At 48.5% G+C, this 12,634-nt stretch carries 8 protein-coding genes; 7 read left to right on the forward strand and 1 reads right to left on the reverse strand.

Annotated elements, in window-relative coordinates; genetic code table 11:
• Positions 1-234: 234 nt before the first annotated feature.
• From ilvD to ACMJ0U_RS09520, 7 genes are all read left to right on the forward strand, one after another.
• Positions 235-2,037, forward strand: coding sequence for a dihydroxy-acid dehydratase (gene ilvD, locus ACMJ0U_RS09490; protein WP_417129724.1), 1,803 nt, complete (start codon positions 235-237; stop codon positions 2,035-2,037).
• A gap of 6 nt (positions 2,038-2,043) precedes the next feature.
• Positions 2,044-3,741 carry a biosynthetic-type acetolactate synthase large subunit gene (gene ilvB / locus ACMJ0U_RS09495; RefSeq protein WP_417129725.1) on the forward strand — a complete coding sequence of 566 codons (1,698 nt, stop codon included), beginning with the start codon at positions 2,044-2,046 and terminating at the stop codon, positions 3,739-3,741.
• A 19-nt stretch (positions 3,742-3,760) separates the two neighbouring features.
• Complete coding sequence (ilvN, locus tag ACMJ0U_RS09500; protein WP_417129726.1) at positions 3,761-4,318, forward strand: acetolactate synthase small subunit; 558 nt, start codon at positions 3,761-3,763, stop codon at positions 4,316-4,318.
• Positions 4,319-4,322: 4 nt separating this feature from the next.
• Positions 4,323-5,069, forward strand: coding sequence for an acyl-[acyl-carrier-protein] thioesterase (locus ACMJ0U_RS09505; protein WP_417129727.1), 747 nt, complete (start codon positions 4,323-4,325; stop codon positions 5,067-5,069).
• A 54-nt stretch (positions 5,070-5,123) separates the two neighbouring features.
• Entirely contained in the window at positions 5,124-6,167 is a 1,044-nt protein-coding gene (gene ilvC, locus ACMJ0U_RS09510) for a ketol-acid reductoisomerase (protein WP_022052898.1), read from the forward strand.
• Between the two features lie 120 nt (positions 6,168-6,287).
• On the forward strand, positions 6,288-9,164 hold the full coding sequence (locus ACMJ0U_RS09515; RefSeq protein WP_417129728.1) for a xanthan lyase: 2,877 nt from the start codon (positions 6,288-6,290) through the stop codon (positions 9,162-9,164).
• A gap of 50 nt (positions 9,165-9,214) precedes the next feature.
• Positions 9,215-9,739 (forward strand): nitroreductase family protein, encoded by a 525-nt coding sequence (locus tag ACMJ0U_RS09520; RefSeq protein WP_417129729.1) that lies wholly within the window; start codon positions 9,215-9,217, stop codon positions 9,737-9,739.
• Between the two features lie 154 nt (positions 9,740-9,893).
• On the opposite strand, the gene ACMJ0U_RS09525 is transcribed toward ACMJ0U_RS09520, so the two are convergent.
• On the reverse strand, positions 9,894-12,455 hold the full coding sequence (locus ACMJ0U_RS09525) for a beta-N-acetylglucosaminidase domain-containing protein (protein WP_417129730.1): 2,562 nt from the start codon (positions 12,453-12,455) through the stop codon (positions 9,894-9,896).
• Positions 12,456-12,634 lie beyond the last annotated feature (179 nt).

The raw sequence follows: 12,634 nt of genomic DNA on the forward strand, positions 1-12,634 counted from the left end.
TGTATTACAAAAAAGCCTTTACCTTTGCATTTGTAAACGAAAAAACGAGAGAAAAACAGATATGATTACATTGAATACATTGGTAAATCTGGCAGTCCTGCATATTATTCGCGTCGTGGTCGTGGCACCAAGAGGTGAGAAGGTTTCGTGTATGTAATCATATAGTTATGATAGTATGGAAAGCCTTTCTCACCAGACGATGAGAGAGGCTTTTTAATTAAAAGAGTGAGGAATATGAAACATCAGTTACGTAGTTCGATGAGTACGGAAGGTCGCCGTATGGCGGGTGCCAGAGCATTGTGGGTGGCCAATGGAATGAAAAAGGAAATGATGGGAAAACCGATTATTGCCATTGTGAATTCTTTTACACAATTTGTACCGGGGCATACTCACCTGCATGAAATCGGTCAGCAGGTCAAGGCAGAAATTGAGAAGCTGGGATGTTTTGCTGCAGAATTTAATACCATTGCCATTGATGACGGAATCGCGATGGGGCATGACGGGATGTTGTATTCTTTGCCTTCACGTGACATCATTGCCGACAGCATAGAATATATGGTGAATGCGCACAAGGCGGATGCGATGGTATGTATCTCCAACTGTGACAAGATTACTCCGGGTATGCTGATGGCTTCCATGCGTCTGAATATTCCGACTGTGTTTGTGTCTGGTGGGCCGATGGAGGCTGGAGAGTGGGGTGGACAGCATTTGGATTTGATTGATGCCATGATTAAGTCGGCCGATGCAACGGTAAGTGATGAAGACGTAGCTGAAATAGAACGGCATGCATGTCCGGGATGTGGAAGTTGCTCTGGTATGTTTACCGCTAATTCTATGAACTGCTTGAATGAGGCTATCGGACTGGCTCTTCCTGGCAATGGAACCATTCTGGCTACTCATGCCAACCGCAAGCAGTTGTTTAAGGATGCGGCGGCTTTGATTGTGAAGAATGCATATAAATATTATGAGGAAGGAGATGACAGTGTGTTGCCGCGGAGCATCGCCACTCGTCAGGCTTTCCTGAATGCCATGACGCTCGACATTGCCATGGGTGGTTCTACTAATACGGTGCTTCACCTGCTGGCTGTGGCTCATGAAGCGGAAGTAGATTTTAAGATGGACGACATTGATATGCTGTCGCGCCGGGTACCTTGCCTTTGTAAGGTGGCTCCCAATACACAGAAATACCACATTCAGGACGTGAATCGTGCGGGAGGTATCCTGAACATTTTAGGCGAATTGGCTAAAGGTGGACTGCTGGATACCACGGTTCATCGTGTAGACGGTACGACATTGGCTGAGGCGATAGCTAAATATGACATTTGTCGTTCGGAGGTGGATGCAGAAGCACAGCGCATCTATTCAAGTGCACCGGGTGGTAAGTTCTGTATTCAGTTAGGCGCACAGAATGCCACTTATAAGGAACTGGATACCGATCGTGTCAACGGATGCATCCGCGACCTGCAGCATGCATACAGCAAGGATGGCGGATTGGCTGTCTTGAAAGGAAACATTGCACAGGATGGCTGTGTGGTAAAAACAGCTGGAGTGGATGAAAGCATCTGGAAGTTTTCCGGACCAGCTAAGGTGTTCGATTCGCAGGAAGCAGCCTGTGAGGGAATCCTTGGGGGAAAGGTTGTGAGCGGTGATGTGGTAGTCATTACTAATGAAGGTCCGAAAGGTGGTCCGGGTATGCAGGAGATGCTGTATCCTACCTCTTATATTAAATCCAAGCATTTAGGTAAAGAATGTGCATTGATTACCGACGGACGTTTCAGTGGAGGAACTTCCGGATTGAGTATCGGACATATTTCTCCGGAAGCAGCTGCCGGAGGTAACATCGGTAAGATTGTAGATGGTGACATCATTGAAATAGATATTCCTAACCGCTCTATCAATGTGAAGCTCTCGGAGGAAGAACTGGCTCAGCGCCCGATGGCGCCGGTGACACGCGACCGGAAGGTTTCGAAGGCTCTGAAGGCATACGCTAGCATGGTGAGCTCGGCAGATAAAGGTGGAGTGAGAATCGTAGAATAGTTGCTTATGAGTAAAGAAAAAATATCAGGTTCGGAAGCATTGATGCGCTCTTTGGAGCATGAAGGCGTAAAGACGCTTTTCGGTTATCCGGGAGGGGCTATCATGCCGGTGTTTGATGCGTTGTATGACCATCGGGATAGATTGAACCATATTTTGGTTCGTCATGAACAAGGAGCTGCACATGCAGCTCAGGGATTTGCCCGTGTATCGGGAGAAGTAGGTGTTTGTCTGGTAACAAGTGGGCCAGGGGCAACCAATACTATTACAGGTGTGGCTGACGCCATGATTGACAGTACCCCGATTGTGGTGATTGCTGGTCAGGTAGGAGCTGGGCTGCTGGGTACGGATGCCTTTCAGGAAGTAGACTTGGTGGGTGTGACTCAGCCGATTTCTAAATGGAGCTATCAGATTCGTCGTGCGGAGGATGTGGCCTGGGCAGTGGCTCGTGCGTTCTATATCGCACGCAGCGGACGACCGGGACCGGTGGTGCTGGACTTCGCTAAGAATGCGCAGGTGGAAATGACGGACTATGAGCCGATGACTGTTGATTTTATCCGAAGCTATGATCCGGATCCAGAAACTGATTCAATGGCAGTGGCTGAGGCAGTTGCCTTAATCAATGCAGCTAAACGTCCGTTGGTGCTGGTAGGTCAAGGAGTAGAATTGGGAAATGCCCAGAAAGAGTTGAAAGACTTTGTTGAGAAGGCAGATATTCCGTGTGGATGTACTTTGTTGGGTCTGTCGGCTTTGCCAAGCAATCATCGGTTGAACAAAGGTATGCTGGGTATGCATGGTAATTTAGGCCCGAATGTAAAGACCAACGAGTGTGATGTGCTGATTGCCGTAGGTATGCGTTTTGATGACCGTGTAACGGGAAAACTGGAGACATACGCCAAGCAGGCTAAGGTAATTCACCTTGATGTAGACCCCTCGGAAATCGGCAAGAATGTGGCGGTGGATGTACCGGTGCTTGGAAACTGCAAACGCACCTTGTCTTTGCTGACTGAATTGATTCAGCCGCAGAAGCACGAGGAATGGATTGCAAGCTTCCAGCCATACGAGGAAAAGGAGTTCAATCAGGTAATTGATAAAGAGGTATTCCCGAAGGAAGGGCCGATTAATATGGGTGAAGTGGTGAACGCTGTCAGCGAGGCTACTCATAATGAAGCAATTTTAGTGACCGACGTAGGTCAGAACCAGATGATGGCTTGCCGTTACTTTAAGTTTACGAAACCTCGCAGTATCGTTACTTCCGGTGGTATGGGAACCATGGGGTTCTGTCTTCCGGCTGCAATCGGTGCCACATTCGGTCGTCCGGACCGTACGGTGTGTGCCTTTATGGGTGACGGAGGTTTGCAGATGACCATGCAGGAATTGGGTACGGTGATGGAACAGAAGTCTCCGGTCAAGATTATATTGATGAACAACAATTACCTGGGTAATGTGCGTCAGTGGCAGGCTATGTTTTTCAACCGCCGTTATTCATTTACTCCGATGATGAATCCGGATTACATGAAGATTGCTTCAGCCTACGGAATCGCTTCACAAAGAGTGATGAGCCGTGAGGAACTGAATGACGGTATTCAGGAAATGTTGTCGACCGACGGTCCTTTCCTGCTGGAGGTTTGTGTGGTAGAAGAAGGAAACGTGTTGCCGATGACTCCTCCGGGAAGCTCGGTCAACTATATGTTAATGGAATGTTGAGAGGAGAAGGAGGTGAATTATGAATAGCAACAAGACTTTATATACAATCATCGTTCATTCGGAAAACATTGCCGGTATACTGAACCAGATTACAGCTGTGTTTACCCGTCGTCAGATAAACATCGAGAGTCTGAACGTGTCGGCTTCTTCTATAAAGGGAGTGCATAAATACACTATTACTTGCTGGACTACTCCAGATGTAATTGATAAGGTAGTGACGCAAATCGAGAAGAAAATAGACGTGATTCAGGCGCATTATTTCACGGACAAGGAAATCTTTCAGCGTGAGGTGGCCATGTACAAGGTCTCTACTCCTGAATTTCAGTCAAATCCGGAAGCCTCGAAAGTGGTGCGTCGTTACAGTGCTCACATTGTAGAGGTGAATCCGACTTTTTCCATTGTGGAGATGGTAGGGATGAGCGATGACATTACTTCGCTTTATCAGGAGTTGAGGCAGTTGAATTGTGTGTTGCAGTTTGTACGTTCCGGGCGTATTGCTGTGTCGACAAGCTGTTTTGAACGGGTAAATGAGTATCTGGCGCATCGTGAAGAACGGTACCGGAATGAAAAAGAATAGGCCTATGGCAATAGATAATAAAGTGGGGACTTACCAGTTTGTGGCTGAACCGTTTCATGTGGATTTTATGGAGCGGCTGACCATGGGCGTATTGGGCAATCATTTGCTGAACTGCGCTGGGTTTCATGCAGCTGATAGAGGATTTGGTATCGCCACGTTGAATGAGAATCATTACACATGGGTACTATCTCGTCTGGCAATCGAACTGGAAGATATGCCTCGCGCATACGAAAGTTTCTCTATACAGACGTGGGTGGAAAATGTGTACCGTTTGTTTACGGACCGAAATTTTGCCATTCTGGATAAAGACGGAAAAGCCATCGGCTATGCTCGTTCGATATGGGCCATGATCAGCATGGAAACCCGCAAGCCGGCCGATTTGCTGACACTGCATGGCGGGTCGATTGTAGACTATGTGTGCGTGAAGGACTGTCCGATAGACAAACCCGGACGCATCAAGGTGAGTCATCCGGAGCGGGTGGGCGAATGTCAGGTGAAATACAGTGACATTGACTTGAACGGCCATGTGAACAGCATCAAGTATATCGAGCATATTCTGGATTTGTTCCCTATGGAAATGTTTCGTGAAAAGCGTATCCGTCGGTTTGAGATGGCCTATGTGGCCGAAAGTTATTACGGAGATACCTTGAGTTTCTATCGGGAGCAGACGGGCGAAAACGAATACGACGTAGAGGTGAAGAAAAACGGCACGGAAGTCGTAGTCCGGAGTAAAGTGATTTTTAGAGATTAACATTATACTAACAACTTGCAGCTTCAGGCTGCGTAAAAAGATTGTAAGAAAATTATGGCACAAATGAATTTTGGCGGAGTTATTGAAAATGTAATGACCCGCGAAGAGTTTCCATTGGAAAAAGCACGTGAAGTATTGAAAGACGAAACCATTGCAGTTATCGGTTACGGTGTACAGGGACCGGGCCAGTCTTTGAACCTGCGTGACAACGGTTTCAACGTCATTGTCGGACAGCGTCAGGGTAAAACCTACGACAAAGCTGTAGCTGACGGATGGGTACCGGGAGAAACTTTGTTCAGCATTGAAGAAGCTTGCGAAAAAGCCACTATAATTATGTGTCTGTTGTCGGATGCAGCTGTGATTTCTGTATGGCCTACTATCAAGCCTCGTCTGACTGCAGGAAAAGCACTGTATTTCTCTCATGGTTTCGCCATCACTTGGAATGACCGTACAGGTGTAGTTCCTCCGACAGATGTAGATGTAATCATGGTGGCTCCGAAAGGTTCAGGTACTTCTTTGCGTACCATGTTCCTGGAAGGCCGTGGCTTGAACTCTTCTTATGCTATCTACCAGGATGCTACGGGCAAGGCATACGAACGTACCATCGCATTGGGTATCGGTATCGGTTCTGGTTATTTGTTTGAAACTACTTTCCAGCGTGAAGCTACTTCTGACTTGACCGGTGAACGTGGTTCTTTGATGGGAGCTATCCAGGGATTGCTGCTGGCACAGTATGAAGTACTTCGTGAAAACGGACATACTCCGTCGGAAGCATTCAATGAAACTGTAGAAGAGCTGACTCAGTCATTGATGCCGTTGTTTGCAAAGAACGGTATGGACTGGATGTATGCGAACTGCTCTACTACTGCACAGCGCGGTGCACTTGACTGGATGGGCCCGTTCCACGATGCTATCAAACCGGTTGTACAGAAATTGTATCAGAGCGTGAAATCAGGAAACGAAGCACAGATTTCTATCGACAGCAACTCTCAGCCTGATTATCGTGAGAAACTGAATGCAGAATTGAAAGCATTGCGTGAAAGCGAAATGTGGCAGACTGCAGTAACCGTACGTAAACTTCGTCCGGAAAATAACTGATAAAAATCAGTCGAAAATAAATGCATTGGCCGTCCGGTATCCGAAAGATGCCGGACGGCTTTTTTTATTTGGATGAACAAGAATCTGTGATATTTTGTACCTTTGTGCCGACTCTATAGAATGTATATGAATAAATTTGCTATTTTGCTGTTAGGCTTTCTTTGCCTGGCAGGGGCGGTGTCTGGACAAAGTCTGGAACAGACCACAGAGCAACGTCTGAAAGATTTTTTTACCAGTTATGAGACTTCGTATGCCCGTATCGGCAAGTGCAAGCTGGAAGGTTTTGAGGTAGACCATGAGAAGAAGGTATTGCGTGTGTATGCCAATCCTGCTTTTGGCTATCAGCCGTTTACGGAAGAAAATGTGTCGGCTATCTACCGTTTGTTGAAGCAGTCGCTTCCAGGCCCCGTGAATTATTATACCTTGCAGGTGTATGCCGATGGCAAGCTCATTGAAGACCTGGTGCCTAATGCGTATCGCAAGAAACAGGACAAGACGCGTCTGTATGGCAAGCTGGAGGCAAAGGGAAATCCGTGGGTGATGAATGTGTCACGTCCGTATGAAATCAGCCGGGGACTGGAGGGACGGCATGTAGCCTTGTGGCAAAGCCATGGAAAGGTGTACCGGAACGAGCGGAATGAGTGGCGCTGGCAACGTCCTCGGTTGTTCTGTACCGCAGAGGATTTGTTTACCCAGTCATTCGTGGTACCTTACCTGATTCCGATGCTGGAGAATGCCGGGGCAGTGGTCTTTACGCCACGTGAGCGCGACTGGCAACGTCATGAAGTCATTGTGGACAACAATACCTGTACGCAAGGCAGCCATTATCTGGAGGTGGAAGATAAGAAATACCGCTGGCAGGATACCGGCAAGCCGGGATTTGCCCAGAAGTACCAGCAGTATCCTGATAATTATAACCCTTTTACAGACGGTACCGCCCGGTTTATTCCTACACAGGACAAGCCGGAAAAAGCCTTTGCCGAATGGATTCCTGCTATTCCGGAAAAAGGGAAATACGCGGTGTACGTAAGCTATCAGACTTTACCGGAGAGTGTGTCGGATGCCAAGTACCTGGTGTTTCATAACGGCGGGGTGACGGAATTTAAGGTCAACCAGCAGATGGGAGGGGGAACCTGGGTCTATTTAGGTACCTTTGAGTTCGACAAGGGACGAAACGACTATGGCATGGTGGTGCTGAGTAACGAAAGTTCCCAGAAAGGAGTGGTATGTGCCGATGCCGTCCGTTTTGGCGGTGGTATGGGAAACATTGTGCGAGGCGGACAAGTGAGCGGAGTGCCCCGTTACTTAGAAGGAGCGCGCTACTGGGCACAATGGGCCGGGATGCCTTATCCGGTGTACAGCAAGAGCCAGGGTGAGAATGATTATACCGATGACATCAACGCCCGCTCGCTGACGGTGAACTACCTGAGTGGTGGTTCGGTATACAATCCGACGGAAGAGGGGCTGAAGGTACCGTTTGAAATGACATTAGGCCTGCACAGTGATGCCGGATTCAATACCGATGATGAACTGGTAGGCTCGCTGGGCATCTATACCACAGATTTCAATGACGGCAAGCTGAATTGTGGCGTATCCCGTTATGCTTCGCGCGACCTGACCGACATGGTGCTGACTGGATTGCAGCGTGACATCTCTTCCCGTTTTGGCGTGCAGTGGGCCAGACGGAGCATGTGGAACCGCAACTACAGTGAAACCCGTCTGCCGGCTGTGCCTTCCATGATTTTAGAGCTGCTTTCCCACCAGAATTTTGCCGATATGAAGTGGGGACATAATCCGGATTTCAAGTTTACGGTGGGACGCTCCGTGTATAAGTCCGTGCTGAAGTACCTTTCTACCATGCATGGTACGGACTATGTGGTGCAGCCGCTTCCGGTGAATCACTTTGCCATCCGTGAAGGAAAGAAGAAAAATACCTTTACGCTGAACTGGAATCCGGTGGAAGATGTGATGGAACCCACTGCCAAGCCTCAGGGATACATTGTCTATACACGTATCGGTTATGGAGGATTCGATAACGGGGTGTATGTGCGAAAGCCGGAATATACGGTGAAAGTGGAGCCGGGACTGGTCTACAGCTTCAAGGTGACGGCTGTGAACCGGGGAGGAGAGAGTTTCCCTTCCGAAATTCTGTCTGCTTATAAGGCCAAAAGAAGCAAAGGTACCCTGCTTATTGTCAACGGATTTGATGCCACGTCGGGACCGGCAGAAGTCAACTCTGCTCTGTTGCAAGGGTTCGACCTGAAGGCCGATCCGGGAATTCCTGACGGACAGACACCTGCTTATTGCGGATACCAGCAGGGATTCAACCGCGACAAAGCCGGACTGGAAACGGGCGACGGACTGGGAGTAAGTGATGATGTCTTGGAAGGAAGACTGATTGCAGGCAATACCCGTGATTATGTATTCGTACATGGCAAGGCCATCCAGCGTGCCGGACGCTATTCGTTTGTGTCATGCAGCGATGAAACCTTGGAAAGTGGAAGTACCGATTTGACTCACTATGACATGGTCGATTTGATTTGTGGTGCCGATGCCAAGACCTTTTCCGCTTCCATGCGAGAAGCACTGGCTGGTTATTGCCGTCAGGGAGGCCGTTTGCTGGTCAGTGGTTCGAAGTGGGGAGCGAATTTGCAGAAAGACGATTTCGGCAAGAACGTGTTGAAATGCACGTATGGAGGTCGTTTCAGCAACCTTTCATCTGCTCCGGTGAAGGGAGCCGGTACAAGCTTCCGTATTCAGGGTGGAGCCAATGAAAGCATTTACGCCGTTCCGTCCATGGAGTGTGTCATGCCGGTGGAAGGAGCTTACTCTGCGTTTGCCTATACCAATGGAAATTACGGTAGCGGTACGGTCTATCGTGGAGAAGATTATCGTACTTTTGTATTGGGATTCCCTTTGGAATGTGTGGAGAATACAGACGTTCGCACTTACCTCATGCAGACTATTGTACAAACCCTGTTGTCTAAAAAACGATAGGGAAGGGAATAAAAAAGAATGAAAAACCAAGAATCAAATAGAGTGACAATATGGAAAATGATTTTTTAAAGGTTATCGAAACGCGGCGCAGCTGCCGCAGGTACAAACCTGAACAGATTACAGACGAAGAGTTGAAAGCCGTACTCGAGGCCGGTACCTACGCACCGACTTCACGAGGCATGCAGTCGCCTTACATTGTGGCAGTGCAGAAGAAGGAAGTGCTTGCCCAGTTGGCAAAAATGAACGCGGAGATTATGGGAGTGACATCAAATCCTTATTACGATGCACCTACCTGCGTGCTGGTATTTGCGCCTTCGCTGGCCAACAATCCGGTGCAGGACGGAAGTTGCGTGCTGGAAAATATGATGCTGGCCGCTCATGCGTTGGGATTGGGCAGCTGCTGGATTCACCGCGAACGGGAAATGTTTGCTACGGAAGAGGGCAAGCAGTTGATGGAAGAATGGGGCCTTCCGGAAGGATTGATGGGAATCGGTGCCCTTTCTTTAGGCTATCCTGACGGGGAGATGGCTCCGGCAAAACCCCGTAAACCGGAATATTTCCGGGTGATAAAATAAGGCATAAAAAAACGCAAGGACGTTTCCCTGAGAATGTCCTTGCGTTTACTTTTAAACGCCTTTGCGTTTTCCCTAAAACGTCCTTGTGTTTGGTTTCAAACGTCGAAGCGTTTTAGTTGAAACGCAAAGGCGTTTTTTCATGTCTGCTTTCAGCTTAGTCAATCGCCACAATTTCAAACACTTCCGCAGCTCCCTCCAGGCGAATCTTGGCTACGTTCTTGTTGGCCAGTTCGATTTTGGCAAAAGGAGTTTCAATCATGGTTTCCGACATCACCTTGCCCTTCTTGTCCAGCTGGATGCACTTCAACGGGGCAGACAGGCGGTTCATGAGCAGGGTATATGCCTTGACATTTTCCTTTACGCCGAAAGTCAGTGACTTAGTGCTCTTGTAAGAAGTCGCCAGGTTGTTGTCGAAAGCGTAGATGGCCTTGTCCAGGCTGTCAGCTTCAAGTGAGAATCCCATGTTTTCCGGACACAGCGGGTTGACGTCGAACGAGCGGACAGACGCGTAGTTGGTACGTTTGGAATCCAGTCGTTTCAGGCGTACGTAGCGTGCCTTTTCCGGAGCTCCCTGCCAGTGGATGATGTATTGCTTGTCGAGTTCTCCGGTCAGTGCCTTCCAGGTCTTTCCGTCTGCCGAGCATTCCACGATGGCATGGTCGAAATAGTCCACATCATCCTTGGAATTTCTTCCCTGAAGAATGGAGATTTCCGTTACGTCACGCACATCGCGCAGGTCTACGCCAATCCAGTCGTTCGCTTTCTGGGCAATCCCAGAGGTATAGAAGGTAGTGGAGTCATTGTCGAGCATCAGCTTGGTTTGTACGGTATGTGCGCTGCTGAAAGAACCGATACCCTTGTAGTCAGTCGGTACCTTGCCCGACAGCTTTTTCAGGTACTCGTGTGCCATGTCATCCATGGCATTCTCATAGAACGGCTGAAGTTTCAGCGTGCCCGATTTGTGAGCTTCATAGTTTCTCCGGTCTTCAGGAGTCATGATATTCTGTATGTATTTCTCCCAGAACAGCGCATCGTCCTTGCCTGAGCGGTAGATGCGTGCCAGTTCGATGGCCTGCTTGCCGCGTGTGCCTAATTTACCGAACTCAGTCAGCCAGGGGCGGAGTTCATTGAGCAGTGCCGCATTCTTGCAGTTGCTTTCCAGACGTGCCGGTGCACTTTCTACCTTCTTGAATTCTTCTTCCAGCGTGTTAGCCGCTTCGTCTGTCCAGTCAGCCAGGCGGAAAGTCTGAGTTTCCCACGACTCATCCCGTCGGTATCCGTTTTCGGTATCACTGGAATGGATGGCAAAGGTGCGGTAGGCATCGGTTGCTTCCGGAACCAGCTCCGTCAGTCCGCGTTCCCAGTTGTCGATGGCATTGTAGCCGGCAATGTTCCAGGTATAGTCGGCCACTCCATACAGAGCCAGCTTGGATGCTTCCCCGTGTTCCATCGGGTTGCTCACGATACCGCAGGTTTCATTGGCTGTGAGACTGGTATCCAGTCCGTACACCGGTCCCTGAAGCAGGAAGTTGCGGATGTAGTCGGTCACCGGGTAGTTCCACCAGTAGTAAGCCGGACGCTTGATGCGTGAGTTGATGAAATCGAGTGTTTCGGGTGTCAGGTCGCTGCACACCACGTCGCCTGTCCAGAACACCTTGATTTCTGGATTAAGCGTTTTTCCGTAGATGGCCAGACTTCCTTTCTCGGTTGGGTTCGCCCAAAGCTTGGAGTAATCGGTAGGGCAGACCGTAAGCGGAGACACGTCGCCTTTCACCTTCACAAACTCTTCCGTCAACCGGTTGAGCAGTTCTGTCTGTTTCAGCGGGTTGGTACCCTCTCCGGAAATATCGTCAAAGAAGATGGCAAAATGACGTACCCCTAAGTCATACATCCAGTTGAACTTGTTAATCAGGTTCTGATAATCTTCCTCGTTCCACTTGATGTCCTGTCCCGGATGGATGGCCCATACAAAATCCACGTAGTTGCGGTTGCAGGCATCCACCAGTTCCTTGATGTGCTGAGCCTCTTTCTCCGGATAAGGCAATCGCCAGTTCGGACAGCTGTGATAAGGGTCGTCTTTCGGACCGTATAAGTAAGAATTCATCTTGAACTTTCCGTAGAAGTCAATGAGTGACAGACGTACCTCGTGCGACCACGGAGTGCCGTAAAAACCTTCCACTACTCCACGGTTGGGCAGGTCGGGATAATCGTTTATTTCTACAAAGGGGAGGGCACCGCCGGAAGAAACCGGGCTTTCCACCAGTTGCTTCAAGGTTTGTATGCCGTAAAAAGCACCGCGTTCGTCGAATCCCGTGAGGGTGATTCCTTTCTCGTTGACAACAAGGGCATAAGCACCCGATACAGCTTTTACATTGGCCTTGCCGGCAACTTTCTGTCCGAAATCGATGGTCAGTTTAACTCCTTTCTTGTTCGGGGAAAGGAAATCAAGGTAACCCGCAAATTTATCTTGCTTGTCTTTCAGGTTGATACCCTGAGAAAGGTCACACGTTTTTCCGGCTATCGTCACAATCTGATGAGGCTGCGGGTTCAGGATAAGTCCTTTGTGGTCTACTTTTTTTCCGGGAACAGCTCGTACATCTTGTTTCTCCGAGCGTTGGGAAGACAGATCGAATGTGTCTTGCGCGCATACATTGCCGTACATCAGTGAACACACAATGCCGGCGGTTACGCATTTTACATAATGATTCATTTTCATGATAGGAATAATTTGAGGTAAATACAAGGTATTTGCTTGATTAAAACTCTGATTCAAAGATACGATTTGTTTCTGAATCGTGCAAACGGAGAATTTTGTTATGGCTTTTTCGTATATACATTTTTTAATAGGTAGTATGCATATTATATGCAGTTGAAAATAAATATTAATATTCTGTA

This window comes from Phocaeicola sp. (assembly GCF_048170425.1).
GTDB lineage: Bacteria > Bacteroidota > Bacteroidia > Bacteroidales > Bacteroidaceae > Phocaeicola.